The 19,684-nt window shown below is 39.7% G+C and carries 17 protein-coding genes; 3 read left to right on the top strand and 14 right to left on the bottom strand.

All coding sequences use genetic code 11. The features are described from left to right. Positions 1–79: 79 nt before the first annotated feature. The 12 genes from BR73_RS0110305 to BR73_RS0110250 all read right to left on the bottom strand — a co-directional run bounded on the left by BR73_RS0110305 (position 80) and on the right by BR73_RS0110250 (position 14,518). A complete protein-coding gene (locus BR73_RS0110305) occupies positions 80–949 on the bottom strand; it encodes a carbohydrate ABC transporter permease (RefSeq protein ID WP_033165455.1) in 870 nt (289 codons plus the stop codon). 15 nt (positions 950–964) lie between these two features. After that, positions 965–1,891, bottom strand: coding sequence for an ABC transporter permease subunit (locus BR73_RS0110300; RefSeq protein WP_051685386.1), 927 nt, complete (start codon positions 1,889–1,891; stop codon positions 965–967). A gap of 569 nt (positions 1,892–2,460) precedes the next feature. Next, a complete protein-coding gene (locus tag BR73_RS0110295) occupies positions 2,461–3,219 on the bottom strand; it encodes an epoxyqueuosine reductase (protein WP_242860655.1) in 759 nt (252 codons plus the stop codon). Between the two features lie 233 nt (positions 3,220–3,452). Beyond that, the gene (locus tag BR73_RS29615) at positions 3,453–4,190 is read right to left on the bottom strand and encodes a response regulator (RefSeq protein WP_033165454.1); all 738 of its coding nucleotides are present in this window, start codon (positions 4,188–4,190) and stop codon (positions 3,453–3,455) included. Positions 4,191–4,193: 3 nt separating this feature from the next. Then, entirely contained in the window at positions 4,194–6,005 is a 1,812-nt protein-coding gene (locus BR73_RS0110285) for a histidine kinase (RefSeq protein ID WP_033165453.1), read from the bottom strand. A gap of 29 nt (positions 6,006–6,034) precedes the next feature. Beyond that, positions 6,035–6,871: a carbohydrate ABC transporter permease gene (locus BR73_RS0110280; RefSeq protein ID WP_033165452.1), complete on the bottom strand. Its 837-nt coding sequence runs from the start codon at positions 6,869–6,871 to the stop codon at positions 6,035–6,037. Between the two features lie 4 nt (positions 6,872–6,875). Further along, positions 6,876–7,757, bottom strand: a complete 882-nt coding sequence (locus BR73_RS0110275; RefSeq protein ID WP_033165451.1) for a sugar ABC transporter permease — start codon at positions 7,755–7,757, stop codon at positions 6,876–6,878. Between the two features lie 220 nt (positions 7,758–7,977). After that, complete coding sequence (locus BR73_RS0110270; protein ID WP_033165450.1) at positions 7,978–9,333, bottom strand: extracellular solute-binding protein; 1,356 nt, start codon at positions 9,331–9,333, stop codon at positions 7,978–7,980. A 107-nt stretch (positions 9,334–9,440) separates the two neighbouring features. After that, complete coding sequence (locus BR73_RS0110265) at positions 9,441–9,782, bottom strand: YolD-like family protein (protein ID WP_242860654.1); 342 nt, start codon at positions 9,780–9,782, stop codon at positions 9,441–9,443. After that, positions 9,772–11,037 carry a DNA repair protein gene (locus BR73_RS0110260; protein ID WP_033165449.1) on the bottom strand — a complete coding sequence of 422 codons (1,266 nt, stop codon included), beginning with the start codon at positions 11,035–11,037 and terminating at the stop codon, positions 9,772–9,774. Before BR73_RS0110260 ends, BR73_RS0110265 begins: the two co-directional genes overlap by 11 nt. 255 nt (positions 11,038–11,292) lie before the next feature. Then, positions 11,293–13,740 (bottom strand): DNA ligase D, encoded by a 2,448-nt coding sequence (ligD, locus tag BR73_RS0110255; RefSeq protein ID WP_033165448.1) that lies wholly within the window; start codon positions 13,738–13,740, stop codon positions 11,293–11,295. 4 nt (positions 13,741–13,744) lie between these two features. Further along, entirely contained in the window at positions 13,745–14,518 is a 774-nt protein-coding gene (locus tag BR73_RS0110250; protein WP_033165447.1) for a Ku protein, read from the bottom strand. A 146-nt stretch (positions 14,519–14,664) separates the two neighbouring features. On the opposite strand from BR73_RS0110250, the gene BR73_RS0110245 reads away from it, so the two are divergent. Both BR73_RS0110245 and BR73_RS0110240 read left to right on the top strand, forming a co-directional pair. After that, positions 14,665–14,994, top strand: a complete 330-nt coding sequence (locus BR73_RS0110245; RefSeq protein ID WP_033165446.1) for a hypothetical protein — start codon at positions 14,665–14,667, stop codon at positions 14,992–14,994. A gap of 365 nt (positions 14,995–15,359) precedes the next feature. Then, the gene (locus BR73_RS0110240) at positions 15,360–15,896 is read left to right on the top strand and encodes a GNAT family protein (RefSeq protein WP_033165445.1); all 537 of its coding nucleotides are present in this window, start codon (positions 15,360–15,362) and stop codon (positions 15,894–15,896) included. A gap of 304 nt (positions 15,897–16,200) precedes the next feature. Here BR73_RS0110240 and BR73_RS0110235 read toward each other — a convergent pair whose 3' ends face one another. Next, entirely contained in the window at positions 16,201–18,072 is a 1,872-nt protein-coding gene (locus BR73_RS0110235) for an alpha-glucosidase (RefSeq protein ID WP_051685109.1), read from the bottom strand. Between the two features lie 208 nt (positions 18,073–18,280). On the opposite strand from BR73_RS0110235, the gene BR73_RS0110230 reads away from it, so the two are divergent. Then, entirely contained in the window at positions 18,281–18,655 is a 375-nt protein-coding gene (locus BR73_RS0110230) for a hypothetical protein (protein WP_033165444.1), read from the top strand. A gap of 99 nt (positions 18,656–18,754) precedes the next feature. On the opposite strand, the gene BR73_RS0110225 is transcribed toward BR73_RS0110230, so the two are convergent. Next, positions 18,755–19,246 (bottom strand): hypothetical protein, encoded by a 492-nt coding sequence (locus BR73_RS0110225; RefSeq protein ID WP_033165443.1) that lies wholly within the window; start codon positions 19,244–19,246, stop codon positions 18,755–18,757. Between the last annotated feature and the right edge of the window lie 438 nt (positions 19,247–19,684).

Genomic DNA, 19,684 nt, shown 5'->3' with positions numbered 1-19,684 from the left:
ATTTATTTGAAATTGACTTTATCCTTTGTGCTACCCCTTATTTTTTTTGAATTATTTACATACTGCATTTATTCAACTTTTATTCTTTCACAGCCCCAATGACAATACCCTTTACAAAATACTTCTGCAAAAAGGGATATACCATAAGGATGGGCAGTGCACCTATAAATACCTGAGCTGCTTTAATGGTACGCTCCGACATAGCTGCCGCAGAAGTAGGGTCCAGTGCCAGATCCTGCTGGTTGCCTTGTACTACTATTACTTGCAGAAAGGAGGCCAGGGGATAATTCTTGGTATCAGACATATATAGAATACCCGTGAACCATTCGTTCCAGTTGCCTACCATAATAAAGAGTGCTACAGTGGCAAGACCTGCTTTGGATAATGGAAGAAATATTTTCCAGAGGACAGTGAAGAAGCTTGCCCCGTCAATAAGTGCCGCTTCCTCCAGTGCCTTCGGAATTGATTTGAAGAAGTTCATAATCAGAATCAGATTGTAGCATCCGAAAGCTCCGGGAAGTATGTATACAAGAAAATTATTCTTTAATCCTATGGAGGTATTTACCATATAGGAAGGGATTAAACCGCCTCCAAAAAGCATGGTAAATACGAAAAACCACATCAGTGCCGTCCTGCCCCTGAACTCCTTGGAAAGGGCATATCCCGCTGTCGTTATAACGAACATGCTCAGGAACGTGCCAGTAAAGGTCCTGAGAAAGGATATCATAATGGAACGTATGAAGTTACTGTTATTAAAAGTCTTTACGTAGGCCAGTCCGGTAAAATCTACCGGCCAGAAGGTGACAATTCCGCTGTTTGCAGCACTCTTTCCACTAAGGGAGATTGCAAACAGATTAACTAATGGGAGCAGGCACAGAAGCGCTACCGTTACAAGGAATACAGTATTACAGCCTACAAATATTTTTCTGCTCAAAGATGTACGTCTCATGGTGTATTTTTCCTCCTAAAAGATTCTGTAACCTGCAAATTTATATGCAATCTTATATGACACAACCGTCAGGAACAATCCGATGGCAGACTTAAAGAGCCCAACTGCTGTACCAAAGCTATACTGTCCGTTTACCAGGGATTGCCGGTATACATAGGTATCAATAATATCTCCGGTGCTGTAGGTAAGAGGTGAATACAGGTTAAAGATCTGGTCAAAACCGGCATTCAACACATTTCCAAGACTTAGGGTCGCCATGACGATAATCATTGGCGTGATACTTGGCAGGGTAATATATAAGGTTTGCTGTAAACGGTTGGCTCCGTCCATCTCTGCCGCTTCATAAAGTCCCTGGTCAATATTTGAAATAGCTGCCAGATACACAATCATACCGAATCCAAAGCCTTTCCAGAGGTCGGAAATAACTGCAATCTGCCGAAACATACCAGCCTCCCCCAGGAAAAAGATTGGCTCCACTCCAAATTTTTGAAGAAAGTTATTTACAATACCATCTAACCCCAGAATATCACGAAGCATACCGGCTACGGTTATCCAGGAAAGGAAATGAGGCAGATATACTAAGGTCTGAATTCCCTTTTTCAGTCCCATATTCTTGACTTCATTCAGAAGCAGTGCCATAACCACAGGTACGATAAGTCCCAGAATAATCTTGCTGACGGCGATAATCAGGGTATTGATTATTGCCTGGTAAGATTCCTGAAATTCGAAGATCTGCAGGAAATTATCCATTCCCACGAATTCCGAGCCGAAGATTCCAAGCCATGGCTTATAGTTCTGGAAAGCCATAATAAGTCCACCCATGGGGATATAGCAGAAAATAATTGCCAGAACGAAGCTCGGAAGTATCATTACATAGAGGGGCCAGTTATGCTGTACTTCCTGTCTCCAGGTTTTACGGGTGATCGTTTGTTTTTTTGTCATGATTTTTTTTGAATTCTTAGTCATTTGTCATGCTCCCATCCACCTTGTTTAATTATCTAATTAATATTCTAAACTGATTATATAATATTGGTGGCAGGGAAAAATACACCCCGATTAAAAGGTTATGTACCCAATCTTAACATTTTTTTATATTTTAACTGAATTCAGGACGCAATTTAGGTTATAATGACCAGATTTTTTATTTTTCATAGGTTTGCTTTTATACTATTTATTGATTTAATTCTATATTTTTGCACCTTTATTGTTATTTTCTCAGTATCCAATTAACCTACCTCATAGAGGTTTTTAATGATAGTTCTGTTTCTTTACTTCTTATTCAAGGCAGACTTTTTACTCTCATAATTTTTTTATGTTTTTCTCTGATTCTGTAACTAACGCAGTATTTATAGCTGAAATTCAACAACATCTTACTATATGAATCCTCAGACATAAAAAAAGACACTGATTTCTTTTTATTGAAAATTCAGTGTCTTAAATAAAAAATTACATCAATACTAGCAAGAACAACAATTAAATAGCAATAGCAAAAATTGCAATTTTTATTTGCTTTATTTATCACAGGTATTTGCTCCAAACCGCATAGGACATACCGTTCTGCATCGGTTGCATTCTACTGTATCAAAACCTCTCTTTGTATGACCATAACTATTTACCCGGCAACTTTTTTGAATGACTCCGCTTTCACTGATTGCTCCTGCCGGACAGTTTTGTATACATAACTCACAATGCTCAAGACATACTTCAGCAGATAGTTCATCGGACTCTATTTTCAAGTCAGTTAAAACACATCCGATAAGCAGGCGGTTACCATAATCCCGGTTGAGCAGCAGTGTATTCTTCCCAAAGGTACCAATTCCTGCATAGAACGCGATGTGCTTCATGGAAAGTAACCCACGGCCTTCCATTTTCTCTTCTTCCCAATAATCGTAGGGTCCATCACAGGGTATCGGTACTCCTATGCCATAATTCATCTTTTCCAAGAAAGCTGCCGTTCGATATGCAATACGATCAACACGTGAACAGGCAAGGGTATTGAAGTGCGAATATATCAATCTGGAATCAACCATATATAATCCTTTTGGAAGAGCTACAGCAAAAGTGACTATACTCTCGCACGCGGGGAAAATATCACGTGGATGAAATCCATCGGGTGCACCGGCTAATCGATCAATTCCAGTAAATCTACAAATATCTGCTCCAAACTCAAGAACTTTCTCCCTTATCTCCTCTTTCATATTGCACTCTTTCTCCTCTTTCATATTGCACTCTTTCTCCTCTTTCATATTGTACTCTTTCTCCTCTTTCATCTATTTTTCCACTTTTATATTTTACTGTTTCTCTTCTCATCTTCATAATTAACTGATTTATGTAACACACAAGCATTTATCGTTGTATCTGGTATACTTTTATGTTACTATAATGCAGTCAATCTGTAAAACGATGTTTTTCTATTAATTCAATCGAACAAATCCATTGAACAAGTGGATTTATAACAAACATGGGAAAAGGCTGAATAATAAAAGCCTTTTCCCATTATAAATTACGATATAGATATCCGTTTATATTCCGAAGGCGACATTCCGGTAACTTTCTTAAATACCTTCGAAAAATATTTATCATCCCTGTATCCAACTTTAAAGGCAATTTCATAGGTCTTGAAATAATTCTGCTGTAGATAAGTGCAGGCATGCTCAATTCTTACCACATTCAGATAGTCAATAAAGCTGCAGTCTTTCTGCTGTGAAAATAAGGTTGACAGGTAGCCTGCAGTAATCCCCACGCGCTCCGCGACCTCATTCAAGGTCAGATCCTTATAATAATACTCCCTGATATAATTACTTGCTATATCCACAAATCCGTTTTTACCTGTTTTCTCTGGCAGGTTCTTATTTTCTCGTATCCCCAGTATATCATTTGCTGTATCCTTTAATAGTTTAAGGATATCAGAAGAACGGCTGGGTTTTAGCAGATATCCCCTGGCACCATAGTTAAGGGCCTGCTGTGCATATTTGAATTCATCATAGCCGCTTAGAATAATTGTAATCGGCATAATTCCTGCCCTTTGTGTCTCCTGCATCACATCGATTCCGTTTTTTACCGGCATCTGTACATCCAAAAGCATCAGTTCCGGTTCATGGCGGAATATGGTTTCTATGGCTATCTGACCGTTTTCAGCCAGATAGATCTTGTCAAAAAGATCCGTATGCAGCTGGATATACTTAGCCATTCCATTTCTTATGGTATCCTCATCATCAGCAATCAAAAGTTTTATCCCCAACCCCTACATCTCCTTGTTCTCATATGGCAGTTCAATAATGACAGTTGTTCCGCTGCCTTCTTTACTATAGATTAACAATTTAAAATCCTCATGGTATTTTAGTTCCAGGCGTTCTCTAATGTTTTTTATTGCATAACGTCCAATCCGCTGACTGGCATAACGTTCTGAATCATTCACCTTCAGGATTGCCTTCACCTGTTCCCTGCTCATGCCAATGCCATTATCCTTAATCATAAAAATAATATGCTTTCCTCTCCTCTTACCCACCAGGGAAATAAAGCATTTCTCACCCGTTTTTTCAAAACCGTGAACGATAGCATTCTCAATAAAGGGCTGAAGAATCAATTTTGGAATAATGGCAGCTTCAATTTCTTCCTCAATTTTTATCTCATAATCTAATCGTTTTGCAAATCTCATCTTCTGAATATGTAAATAGCGGTCAATCAGCTCCTGCTCATTCTTTACGGTAACAATTCCTTTTCCCTGTCCCAACACCAATCGAAAAAGCTGGGACAACGCATAGATATCCTCCGCTATCTCATAATGCTGTGCATCTGTTGCCTGCCAATATAAAGAATCCAGTGTATTGTATAAAAAATGAGGATTGATCTGGGCTTGAAGAGCATTCAGTTCACTCTCCTTTTCCCTAAGGGCCATAACGTAATTATTATCGATGAGTTTTTTTATATCATCCACCATCTGATTAAAACAAGCGGCGGCTTCCCCCACTTCGTCCAGTGTATTCACTTCGACCTTCTGATTAAAATCACCTTTTTTAAATAATTCCATAGCATTGCATAATTCATGCAAAGGTTTCGAAATGATATTGGATACAAAAATCAGAATCGGAAAAAGTCCCACCAGAAACCCCAGTAATAAAACAGTCGGTGCAAAAGCAATGGAAGCTAATTGCGTTCTAAGTCCTTCCCGGGGAACCAGACGATAAATGGTCGTCCCTGTATCCTCATTTTTGCTATAAAAGACCTTAAACTTCTCATACTCCATAAAGCCGGAGGCTTTATCACTTAATGCTTCAGCGGATCTCTCCTCTACTATCTTTGACAGAAGGTCTTCCTTCACCAGGCCGCTTCTTATAAGTTCTGCCCCCTCCTCACTAACCACCAGGATACCTTCCCTGTCAGAGGATAAGGAGTTCTCACAAAGCTCGGTAAATTTATTCATAGAGGCTCCAATCACCAGATATCCGCGTTTTTCCTTCTTTGCAAGATCATAGATTTCACGATAGAGGACAATTTTATCAGTTCTGTTTGCTTCATAGGTATCTGATTTATTCTTTGAAACCCTTTTCCATATAATCCTGCCCTTTTGTTCCACCGCTTTCTTATAGATCTCAGTAGTACTCACCTGTTGTATGGAAGGGAGGTAAGCTGATGCATCCATACACCTGAGATAAGGTTTCACACCGTTTTCGGGATAAATTGCAATTGTTTTTATCTGTCCGTTCAGAGCCATCATATCCTGGATAATTCTCATGGGAGCATTATGAAGCCAGAGCAGGGAGTCCTTATTCAGTTCCTCCGGATTATCCGAGGTAAGTATTCTGCTAATATCATTGTTAATACAGATATAAGTTGCAAACTCAATAATACTTTTTTGGAGTACATCAATACCACTGGTCAAATTCTGGGTACTTTGGAGATAGCTATCATTCTCTGCTTTTATTGTAGTATTATAATTCCTTACAAATAAAACAGCACTGATGAAGAGCAGTATCGGGGTTATGATTATGTAACTGTAAAATATCAGTTTCTTTCTGATACTCAGCCTTCTGATCCGGTATTTTATATGCTGCATAACCCCTCCGAAAATAATTATATTAAATTTTATCCTTTTACCGCCCCCATTGCAACACCTTTTGTGATATGCCTGTTCAATGAAATATATACAATAACCGCCGGAGCAGCCGTCAATGCCATCACTGCAAATTGCACCGCATAGTTAGAGGAATACTGTCCGGTAAATTCCAAAACCGAGAAGGGAAGGGTCTTCCACTTAGGTGAACTTAAGTATGTACTTGCCATCATGAATTCGTTCCAGTTATTCAGAAAGGTCATAATAGCTACAGTGGCAATGGAGGGCTTTAGTAACGGCGTTACAATTCGGAATACGATCCGGTAAATACCGCATCCGTCCATTACCGCTGCCTCCTCAAGTTCCATGGGCAGTGCTTCGATAAAGCCTGTCATCAGAAACAAAGCCTGGGGCAGTGAAAATGCAATATAAGGAATTAAAAGTGCCCATATGGTATCCGTAGCATGAATCATCGTATAAATCTTATAGTTTGGTAAAAGGGTAGCATGGATGGGAATCATCATACCTAACAGCAGAAGAGTTTTTACAAAACCACTAAGCTTCCACTGCATTCTTCTGCAGGCATAACCAGCCATAATGGAAAACAGGGAAACTAATAATACCGCAAGACTGTTAATTAGAACACTGTTCTTTAAATAAAGCAGGAAATGTCCGTCCACAAATGCCTTTCCATAGTTCCCCCATTGAACTTTCTCAGGGATAATCAAAAGTCCGCTGGTGAACATCTCATTACTGGTTCCAAGAGAAAAATCAATGAGCCAGACCAGTGGAAATATCTGAACCAGTGCAACCGCCAATAGGATAACCCCTAAAATTCCTTTCTTTATTCCTATACCTTTGCCTGTCATCCCTCTATCCCTCCTGTCCCTGTTTGTCACGGAAAATCCTGTTTAACATAACGGTTACGACCAGGCAGATAAGGATAAATACTACACCAATGGCATTGCCGTATCCGTACCTGAAAGCTTTGAAGGCCTGCAGGTATAAATAGTTTGCTGTAAACTGGGTACTGTCTCCCGGCCCTCCCTTTGTTAATAAATATACCGTTTCCATCTGTTTCAAAGCAGATATCACAGCCATGGTGATATTGATTTGTATCACCGGTTTCATCAGAGGTAATGTAATTCTCATGAAGGTTTGCTTGGGACCTGCTCCGTCTATGGCGGACGCCTCATACAACACCGGATCGATATTCTTGATCCCGGCATAATAGATTAACATACCCCAGCCGAAACCATGCCAGATCAACACAATCAAAACTGACCATATTGCCGTATCCGCACTGAACCAGTTGATCTTTCCCTGATATCCCAGGCTTTTCAGTATATTATTTAATAAACCAAAATCCGGATTATAGATGAATTTCCACAAATATGCGATTACAGCAACAGAAATCACATTAGGAATAAAATAAATGCAGCGAAAGAATCCCTCAGCCTTTCCCTGTAATTTGTCCAGCACTGCTGCCACAATTATTGCAATGGGGTGTTGAATTACGATAAATCCAATCGCTAAAAGAAGTGAGTTGGTAAGCGCTCTGTGAAAGGTTCTGTCTGACATTAATTCCATGTAGTTATCCATTCCGATAAATTTTGCCTGGCCCATTCCTGAATAATCCGTAAAGCCATAATATATACTCAGACAGATCGGTGCCAAAATCGCAAGCAGAAAGAGCAGTAAACCTGGTAATATCAGACTAAAAATAACCAATTTATTACTGTATAGTTTGTTCATCCTATCCTCCATAATGCATTGACAGCCAAACCTCCCTCAACCCGCAATCAGTTTATACTGTGGATTCAGTGCACACGAATTCCATTTACGCCTGGGTGTACCCTAAACATTGAGAAAATGGCTTGTCATATTGCCTAAATAAGAAGTGTGAAATGGCTGCCCTCCTTAGAAAGGCAGCCATACTCCCAGTGCACCAAGCAGATGCACAGGTTATAAGTGTTTACTTACAAGCCTCGCCGATTTTTGCAAGGAAATCATCAACGGAAGAGGTTCCATTGGAAACACTTTGAATCTCACTCTCAATTGCTGCTTTGAAGGCGGAGGGACCGCAGTCATTAATTGGTGTTCCTGATACACTTGTTGCATTCTTTAAGATATCGGTAAAGGTCTTTTGTAATTCAGTCTCATTTCCTGTCATATACGCGGACTGATCCTGGGCTGACATACCAACCCCCTTCTCCCAGCCATATTTGGATAATTTATCAGGCTGATACATGAAGTTTAAGAATTTGATTGCTTCATCTTTTACCTTAGAGTCTGCTGCTACAGCATAACCGCCGCCGTTCCAGGCTGCGATATCGTTCTGTGAGCCTTTTCCGCCATTGATTGCAGGCATGGTAAAGGCTCTTACGTTATTTCTGATGTCTTCAGTTATATCATTATTCAAAGCCATGGAGGACTCCCAGCTTCCCATATAAAACATTGCTGCCTGGCCATTGGTGAATAAGTTCATTGCGGTACCGTAATCCTGGGAATCATATCCGGTCTGAAACATTCCTGCCCGGGCTGACTGAACCAACAAATCAACTGCCTGTGTAAACCTGGAATCAGAGAAATCTCCTGCTGCAACTGCCTCGTTAATTAGTGCTGCTGCATCCTTTCCTTCTATACGGACTAACAGGTCTGTTAAATAAATTGCCATTGGCCATCCGTCACCGCCATCCATTGCCACCGGAATAATGTCCTTTTCTTTGATTGCAGCACTAAGGGTCAAGAGCTCTTCGTATGTAGCAGGAACTTTCCATCCATTATCCTCAAACATCTTTTTGTTATAGTAAAATGCCATAATATCCGTATTTCTTGGAAGACCGTAAAGCTTGCCGTCTTTCTTAAACCCTTCCAGAGAACCTGAAACAAATCCATAATTGGCATAATCCGCTTCCTTCAGTTCTGCCAGAACTCCTGCATCCAATACCTCCCCTAAAAAAGAAGGCTGTCCCCAAATACTGACTACATCCGGCATACCGTCCATGGCATAGGCTTTGAATTTAGTCTTATAGGCTTCTTCGTCCAAAGCTTCAACCTGAATTGTTACATTCGGATTCGCCTCCATATATTCATCAATAATCATCTGCTCCACCAAACCCTGTCCGTTCTTTCTGTCAGGCAGGTTAGAAAACAACTTAAGTGTTACTTTCTCCGGAGCTTTGGTTGCCTCGGTTTTCTCTGTACCTGTCTTCTCGGTATCTGTTACCCCTTTGTCTGTGACTGCTGTTTCCTCTTTTTTGCTGCCACAGCCTGCCAGCATGGAAAGTACCATTGCTGTTACAAGCATAAACGCCCATATTTTTCTCATACCTCTTCTCTCCCTTTAAAATGTTTATTTACTACACATAAATAGTAGCATTGCATCCTGGGGAAAAGAAGATGGCAAATTTTGAAAATAGTGTATTATTTTCGAATCTACTCCTGAAATATCTCGCATCTTAAACTAAAAATATCGCGAAAAGCTATCCTTGTATTAACAACATCCAGGGTTCTGCTTACTTCATCTATTCGTGTTACCACACCGGTTACCTGAACATATTCACTGTTGTTGAAATATTCCACTGTAATGATCTCTTTTTTCTTAAGCTGCCTTAGCTTCCGTTCCAGTTCTTCTTTCTGTCCTTCCGATAAATCGCGTTTAGGAACGATAATCCGTTCCTTTTCTGTAATAGCTTCACGAAATCCTTTTAATGCATCGAAGGGCATAAACTGCTTTGCACGGGTCCCCCTGTCCATTTTACTCCTGTTATTCTCCACTTTTATGCCCTCCGATCTGTCTGTTACGCTCCATGGTTGTTCCCGCCTCCTGCAGATCCATTCCCCGTACTAGAGCATTTTTACCAAACCTCTTTTTGATTTCCAATGCCGCTTTCTGTATTCTCCTGTCCTTCTCTATTTCTATGGGATCTGAAAACAGGTCATACTGTTCGTAGGTTTCGTCGGAAACATTGTTACAGGAGAGGCTCAGCCGCCTTATTGGCTTATTCTTATCAACTATACGCTCATACAGATTTATCACATAGGGTATGATTGTTCGGTAGGAATTCGTGGTAACTGTCATAGAAGCAGTTCCTATGGCAGGCTTTAACCCCAGCTCATTAGAATATCCAATCATTAAGGACATAGAACCGGTAACTACGCTCTTCTCTACCATATCCAGACATAAGGCATCCGCCATCTCCTTTACAATTAACTTACACTCCTCAAAGCTGTAATCTCTTGATAGTACCTGTCCGCTGGACATGGAATTGCTTTTGGAGCTGTATGCCTTAATGTCTGCCATGGTAGTGGTCTCCCTTCCCCAGGCATGGTCTATCATAAGCTCCGCATCGATGCCAAACAGCCGGTACAGCAGCTCCTCATTTGCGCGGGTAATATCACCCATATCCACAATCCCTACACTATTCAGTCTGTTTGCAATTCCTTTCCCAATTCTCCAGAAGTCAGTCAGAGGCTGATGCCTCCATAAGGCTTTCTGGTAAAGTTCCTCTGTCAGATATCCAATATTGTCTTTTGCATGCTTTGCCATAATATCCAGTGCTACTTTAGCCAGATACAAATTCGTTCCAATTCCTGCAGTTGCCGTAATGCCTGTGGAAATCTTGATATCCTCCATAATCCGTAAGGCCAGTTCCCTTGGACTCATATGATACAGGGAAAGATAATGGGTTACGTCAAGGAAGGCCTCATCTATGGAATAAACATGGATATCCTCTTTGGAAATATATTTTAGATAAATACCATAAATTTCTGCGGAATAATCAATATAGAGCTTCATTCTTGGCGTTGCCATGATGTACTGCACATCTTTGGGTATCTGAAACACCCGGCACCGGTTCTTTATTCCCAAGGCTTTCATGGATGGGGAAATGGCAAGGCATATTGTTTTCTCACTTCTCTCAGGGTCAGCCACCGCAAGATTCGTAGTGAGAGGATCAAGCCCACGCTCCACACATTCTACAGAAGCATAAAATGACTTAAGATCAATACATAAATAAATGTGCTCTTCCATCCCGGAAACACCTCCCTTGTTTGATATATTTCATAGCCTTATTTCTTTAAATCAAATTTTATTATACTCTCAGAACATATGTTTGTATATATGTTTTTTATGGAATTTCTGCGGCTTGATGGGGTTACAGATAAATCCTCCTGTATACCATCAAACCCAGGTGGACTTACCTTCATTTTAAGTAAGTCCACAAAGAAGACATGTTCATATCCAATATGGATAGTGAAAGATTGAGCTTAAAAGATTAAACAAGCTTTACATATTCGGTCTTAGACTTTGATTATTATTGTAAAAATCTTTCCAGGGATCACTGGCATTGATTCTTGCAAGGGCTTCCGCCATATTTACACCATCCGGCGCCACGGTATCAAGTTCCTCCCATGTAATGGGCATTGACACTTTTGCTCCTTTTCTCGCCCTTAAGGAATAAGGTGCAATACTTGTGGCACCTCTGCCGTTTCTGATCCAGTCAATAAAAATCCTGTCGGTACGCTTTGACTTTCTTACATTACTGGTGTAGCGGTCAGGCCATTTCTGTTCCATTACTTTGGCAACAGTCCTTGCAAACTCATGGAATACCTCCCAGGTAACTACCGGTTTTAGAGGAACAACAACATGATATCCTTTACCGCCGCTGGTTTTAAGATAGGAATTCAAGGAGAGTTCGCTAAGGATGCTTCTGATATCTCTCACCCCCTGACGGACTCTGCTCAGTTCCATCCCTTCATCCGGGTCCAGATCAAAAACCATCATATCCGGTTTTTCGATAGCATCTACACGGCTTCCCCAGGTATGAAATTCCAAAGTGCACATCTGTGCTTCATATAAAATCCCTGTCAGATTTTCAAGATAGAAATATTCCTCTGTTTCACCGCTGCCATTGGTTACCGGTATTGTAATAATGCCCTTGCTGTCAGGACCGGGATGTTTCTTAAAAAAACTGGCCTGTGATATACCCTTCGGACAGCGGACAACACTTAAAACCCTATAGCTTAAAAAGGGCAGCATCCGCTCCGAAACCTTTTCATAATACCGTACAATATCTGCTTTTGTAATTTCAGGCTCTCCGTATATTATCTTTTCGGGACTTGTAATTTTAATTTCTCCCACTAAGATGCTGTCGGTATTTACATTCATGCTTTCCCCGTATTCATTTCCTGAGGCTTGAAATAATGTTTCCTCTACTGTCATTTCTCTTTGAACCTCCCTGGCGTCCTTGTCTGTCCTCAAACCTTGAAAGCTTGCATGTCTTAGCAGATTTTCTGCGGTCCATTCGGTAAATTTGACTTCTGCAATCAGCTCCGGCTCAAGCCAGGTAATCACTTCTGATGGTTTGGATTCAGGTTCTGCTTTAAACGCTGTATTCATCCTTTTTATGTTCTCAAACTTCTCCAATAGGTGTTTTATGTCAGACTCACCAAAGCCGGTACCAACACGTCCGGCATAAACCAGATCTTCACCTTCATAGATGCCTAAGAGAAGGGAACTAATTCCCCTTGCTTTCTTGTCAGAAAGTGAATATCCGCAAATAACAAATTCCTGCCGCTTTTCACATTTTAACTTAATCCAGTCGCCATTTCTGGTTCCGCTGTAGACAGAATCCGCTTTTTTCCCTACAATACCCTCCATACCGGCCTCTTCGGCTGCAGCGAAGCTTTCCTTTCCCATTCCTCTGATATAACGGCTGTAGAAGAGTCTTTTGGGAGCACCCGTGAGCAGGGTCTCCAGCCTTTCTTTTCTTTCCGTCAAGGGGTATCCCCGAAGATCAACGCCATCCAGAGCAAGCAAATCGAAGATAATATAGGTGAGCTTCTGTGGTTTTGGATTTTTCATATAATGCTGTAAAGCTTGAAAATCCGTCTTACCCTCTGAGTCCGTAATGGCAACTTCTCCGTCCAGTACCATTGCCCTCCCGGCAGCAAGGTCTATGAGGGAGCTGGCAACCGGCTGGAACCTTCTTGTATAATCATTTCCGTTTCTGGTCATCAGCCGTACCTGATTGCCTTCCACAAAAGCAACAATCCGATAACCATCATATTTTAATTCATAGAGCCAGTCCTCTTCCTCCGGTATGCTATGAGCTAATCTGGCCAACATTACCTCAACCTTGTTAAAAGGATTCCGAATGAATTTTTCTGCTTCTCCGGCTTCAATCTCCTCTATGGTACGTCCTGTTCTGATACTGGTAGTAAATCCGGATATGCCCTCCGTATTAACATACTCATCTTTTTCCTTCAGTAAGAGCCAGTTGTCCTTCTTCTCTCCTGCCTTTGCTTTTAGCCGGATCAAAGCCCACTTACCCTTTAGCCGCTTTCCTGTCAGAACAAATTTAAGAACGCCTTCTCTCAGCCCTTCCTCCACGTTCCCCTGAGGTTCCCAAAACCCTTCATCCCAGAGAAGGACTACTCCGCCGCCGTATTCCCCCTTCGGAATAGTCCCCTCAAAATTTCTGTACTCAAGAGGGTGGTCTTCTACCTGTACCGCAAGTCTTTTATCGTGTGTATCGAAGGAAGGTCCTTTTGGTACCGCCCAGCTTAAAAGAACCTGGTTCCATTCCAGACGGAAGTCATAGTGCTCTCGGCGGGCCATATGGTGCTGTACCACAAATCGCAGGCTATCTCCGGAATCTTCCGCCCTTCCCTGGGGTTCAAAGGTTTTATCAAAATCCCTTTTTTCATTGTATTCGTTTAAACTCACTGTCATAAGCTCACGCTGTTTCCTTATCTTTCTTTGCTTTTTCTACGCTGGCTTTGAGAGCTTCCATAAGATCGATGACTTTTCCTTCACCTTCTGACTCGGGAGCCACAACCTCCTTACCGGAAATCTTAGTCTCAATAAGAGAACGCAGTCTCCCCTGGTATTCGTCTTTATATTTGGAAGGATCAAAAGGCGTATCCATGGAATTAATCAGCATTTTTGCCATGCCCAGTTCCTGCTCGGATACTTCTGGTTTCGTGTATTGTTTTTGAAGAGCCTTGATTTCATCTGCATAGAACATAGTGGATATAAGGATGCCATCCTCTCTGGGTATGATTGCCATTAGTGTGTCCTTTGTACCTATGACGGTCTTTCCTATGGCTATCTTCTGTTCTCCCATTAATGCGGAGCGGAGAAGCTCGAAAGCTTTTTCACCACCGGCTTCTGGCGTCGCCTGATAAGTCTTCTCATAATAGACTGGTGAAATCTGGTTTAGCTGTGCAAAATGAAGAATCTGGATGGATTTCTCTTTTTCTGTTTTGATTTTTTCAATCTCTTCGTCTGTGATAACCACATATTTGTCATCATCATACTCAAAGCCTTTAACGATCTCTTCTGCTTTTACTTCTTTGCCGCAGTGGGCACAGGTCTTCTTATACCGGATACGGCTGTTGTCTCCTTTATGGAGTTGATTAAAATGAATGTCATTGTCCTGAGTAGTCGTGGACATCCCGATGGGAATTGCGACCATACCAAAAGTTATAACTGATTTGCGTGATATCATGTTGTAAACACCTCCAAGGGTATTGTTTCCAAGTAAGATGGAAGTATTCATTGAAAAGAAACGGCAGTCATAACCGAAAAATGCAAAAAGTTTAACAATTCTCTCATTAAAGCATATAATAAAAAAAAGACTAAAAGGTATTTATTATGGATTTACTTGATTTTGCTGAAGAATATCCTGAAATTTATGCAATGCTTAACGACAACGTTGTCTATCTCATCGATAACAACAATATAAGCGGTGATGAGACCCTCACGAATTTAGATGACATGATCGATAACCTACTGAATCAATATGAAGAAAATAATTATTACGGCTTTGCTACTATCGATACTCAACAGATAGATGGATTCGGAAGAGATGGCAGAGGCCGCCGCAGACGACGCAGAAATTTCCGTGATTTTAATTTAAGGGATATATTTAGACTTTTGTTTTTCAGAAACCTATTTGACAGACACCGTCATCGTCGCTATTAAAAAAGAATACCGGCAAATTCATGAACCTCCGAACTAATGCATCGCCATAAGTTTGGAGGGATTATTATTTACTCCTATTTTGCAGTCTATAGAATTGGCTATAATAAGAATATACGAATGATAACGGAGGTCTTATTATGCCAGCTGTAGAGTCAGTTCAATCCCATACCTCTCATACTGACACAAAATTAAAGGATTTTAGGATTTTAGAAGCAGTCTATGTATAATGCGTGTAAAATATTTGAAATTATACCTCTACATGTTATATAATAAAGTAAATAGAGAATTGTAGATTTTTGTGGCACAATGGTAAGAAATGTGGAGCGAAGAAAGATTATATAATATACATGATGAGGAGGATTTTTATGAAGAACCCATATGAAATATGCCCCACTTTTGAAACAGAAAGTTTTATTTTAAGACTCGTTTCAGAAGAAGATTCCGAAGGTCTACTTAAATGTTATTCTGATAGTAAGGCACAAAAATTTTTTAACTCTGATAGGTGTACAGGTGATTTTTGTATTTACAAAATTGAGGATATGTTACAATGTATTAAAGCTTGGCTTTGTGCATATTCTCAACAAGAATTTATACGCTTTGCAATTATAGATAAATCAATATCTAAAGCTATTGGAACAGTAGAAATGTTTGGTTATGTTGGTAAATATAAAATTAAAACGGGAATACTCCGAGTTGATGTTTCTTCTGAATACGAAAATACAGATTACTTAAACGAAATATTTAGTGTTTGTAACGAGAACTTTTTTGATTTGTTTGAGGTTGATGTGATTGCAACTAAGGCAATACCTCAAGCTGTTGTAAGGCGGAATACATTATTAAAAATTGACTTCTGTGAAGGCAATGTATATGAAGGAGAGCACTATTTTTTGCGTTCAAAATAAACATAATCTACAGTAAACTTAATAGATATATTCTTAAAATGTGCATTAAGGGAACTTTTAACAAGTTCCTTAATAATTGCATATTATCAACACTGTTTTAACCATAGCCTAAAATAAAAATGAAATTTTGAGACTAACTGTTTTCAATATAAAAATGCACCTCCAAATGTAAGAGTATATATCCTGCATTTGTGGTGCACTTACTGCTTTCTTTAAGTTCTTTTCCTAACTCTTTTAAATAGCTGTTCTTTAAGCCGATTTCATAAGTAAGGCAGAAAGCTGAAAACTGTTCATATGGTTTGCACTAATTATTTTTCCATATACCTGCCTCATAAGGCCTTAAGAATGAAGACGAAACCTCTGCATAATTCGATAAGATACGAAGCCCCTCCGGATACTTTGTTCGTTTCCTGCTGCAGGAACTTAAATTCATTTCAATATACAGCGTTTCTGTCTCATCCTTACGATAATAGGTGAATAAATCATTTACCTTTTGTTCCGTAAATAATACCTCTCCATAATAAATGACACCATGCTCCTTTCTGAATGCAAGTAACTTCTGATAAAAACGAAGGATGGAGTCCTCATCCTGAAGCTGAGCCTCAGCATTACATTGTTTATAATCCTCATCCATCATAATCCAGGGCTCCCCGGTGGAAAAACCTGCATATTTCTGATCGTTCCATTGCATCGGTGTTCTGGCATGATCTCTTGTACCGGCAAGTATCTTGGCAAACGCCTCTTCTTTTCCCAGGGTCTTACTTAACTTATCATAAAGATTCAAGGATTCTACATCTCGAAGCTCCTCAATTGTCTGAAAGTCCTGATTGACCATTCCAAGCTCCTGCCCCTGATAAATAAACGGTGTGCCCCGCAAGGTAAGCTGGATTACTGCCAAAAGTTTACCCAGGACCTTCCGGTACTGCGGGTCTGGATTTATCTTGGAAATCATACGGGGATTATCATGATTCTCAAAGAACAGAGATGGCTGACAATGGTTCCCATAGTTCTGCATCCAATAAATCATATAACTCTTCAAATACCCCAGGTCATATTGATAATCATCAAAGCGGGTATGTCCGGGAGTTTCCAGATGGTCAAAGGAGAATACCATGTCAAGCTCATTTCGGTAATCCGCAGTCAGCAGCTTGCTCATTTCCATCCCTGTTCCGGGAGTTTCACCAATTGAAAAAGCATTATATGGGCCAAACACTTTTTCTTTCAACTCATGTAAATACTCATGAAGGTGAGGCCCGTAGAAATAATGTTCCGCACCGTAATACCCCATAATCTTACCAATGTCTTCATTTCCATCAGGCAGACCATCCCGCTTAGAAATATAATTAATCACATCCAGGCGGAATCCGTCTACACCTTTCTCCAGCCACATTTTTACCATCTCATGAATCTCATGCCGCAGGTTTTCATTTTCCCAGTTTAAATCCATTTGCTTCTTTGAGAATAAATGCAGTGCATACTGCTTACGTTCTTCTACATAATTCCAGGCACTACCGCTGAAAAATGATGTCCAGTTGTTTGGCTGATCCTTAAAAATATAATAATCTCTGTATTTGGAATCCGGTTCCTGTACAGCCTTCTGATACCATTCATGTTCATCAGAGGTATGATTAACCACCAGATCCATAATAAGTTTCATGTCACGTTTATGAACTTCCAATAATAATTCCTCAAAGTCCTCCATTGTTCCAAACTCAGCCATGACCTTCTGATAATCTCTGATGTCATATCCATTATCATCATTGGGAGAATCATAAATCGGTGAAAGCCAGATAGCATCGATACCCAGGTCTTTTATATAATCCAATTTACTTATTATCCCCTGCAGATCCCCAATACCATCTCCATTGCTGTCTTTAAAACTTCTGGGGTAAATCTGATAAAATACTGCCTCTTTCCACCATGCTTTTTGAATTTCCCCAACATCGGACAGTGCTGTTTCCTGTTCGGTATTTAATAGGGTTAGCATAACATCAACAAATCCCTCCTTCAATTTTCCTTTCAAGAGCTTAGGCAAAGTCTTTAGCCTCATATTTCCTATGATTGGATTAGTAATTACCTTCTTGTTGATATTCAGTTGTAAAGCTACTCGATCTATAATGTCGCGGCCAATTGGATTCGCATAAATATCTTTAATACGGCTTTTTTTTGTTAACATAGAAGCATACACTCCTTTTCTCTCTATATACACCACAAGCGCTGTTACGGATTTGCAGAGCTGAATCCAGAATATTCTAAATATCGGATAAGGAAAATGTAAAGATTCAACTACTCCAATTTAACTTTATGCTGCTGTTAAGAACTATGTGCCTGCTGTATATATAGCTAAACGAGAATAATGTATTGGAAATGGAAAAGAAAACTGTATGAGAATAGAAAAAAAATACTATATGCCGAGACAGATTTTAGGTGCCGATCCGGAAGCACTGTCTCTTCTGCAAAGATATAACTGGCCCCATAATTACACCCAGTTCCGCCGGGTTATTGAAGAGCTTGCGGTAATGGGTACCAGTCAAATCATAAGATTAAATGTAAGTCAATATACTATAATCATAAGTCAATATGGAGAATCCCTAAGCCTTTTCAATTTGGATGTTGGAATGCGTGTAAATGCTGAATTCTCAGCTGCTGTAACAAGTAGTATTCCCCCTCAGTCAAGCGCCTATAGTATAATCGTTTTAAGAGGCGAATCTGACACTATGGTTACAACAGATAATAATTTAAACCTCCCTATGCTGTAATGAATTGCACCTCTGATAATTTGTCATCATGTCAAATTATCAGAGGTGCAATTCGTATGCCCGGCTGGGAGGTTTCGTTAATTCTTATCCTGAAATAGATTATTTAATTTTTCCTTCTTCCGTTTCTACTTTATTCACAAAATCCATATTGTAACGAACAGCACCATGGTCTTTAATTACCGTGGCTCTTGTGATGCGGATAGCTAAAATAATACAGCTTTCATCCTTTTCATTATTTGCATCGTCGTACCAATTGGCAAATGCTTTACGAAGTTTAGACCTTAACTCAGTATTTTTCGGATCCAAGACCCATCCGAGATTTTCACCGATTCCATTTCCGGAAAACCACTCAAAGCAAACTGCAAATGCAACTTCCTGGTTTTGAGCTATCTGCTGCATTTTAGTTGATTTTGCCCAAGTAGTAACATAAAATACACCATCTTCATAATAAGCATCCACATCACGGATGTAAGGACGGGGGTTACCAGCAGCGTTTGGATCTATTGCGATAGTCGAGAGAGAGATAATATTATCTTTTCCATTGCCACATCTTTCTTCTATCATTTTTAGCCCTTCTTCATACCTGTTCATTTTTATTTCCTCCTAGTAATATTATAATCGTAATTTCTAATCCTTATTTTATGGGATATTCAGATTATTCTAAATCACTTCTATTCCTTTAAATTTGATATTCGCTATATCTGTCAGGGTTAATAGTTTTTTTAACCCTTCTTAATTACCTTTAAATACTTTAGCTCTTTCAAGTCGTGTGAACCAATAACCTTTACGCTTACATTTATATCCATTATATACCAATATCCCGAAAGTTTCAAAGCATTTATCCATTTATCAACAGCAAATGTATCTGCTGAAATGATTCTATTTATATTAATACGTATTATTTTCTCTAATCAGTGAGATAACTGCCACTATCCCCTTAAAGAACATGAATTAGATCTATATGAAATATTAGGTGTTGCAAAATCAAACAAAAGTTTGAAACACTTTTAAACAATGTAAGTCTTATGA

Source organism: Clostridium sp. KNHs205, assembly GCF_000702945.1.
In the GTDB taxonomy this organism is placed as follows: Bacteria; Bacillota; Clostridia; order Lachnospirales; family Lachnospiraceae; genus Anaerocolumna.
Note: the sequence above shows the minus strand (reverse complement) of the source record. Positions and strands in the feature narration are given on the sequence as shown.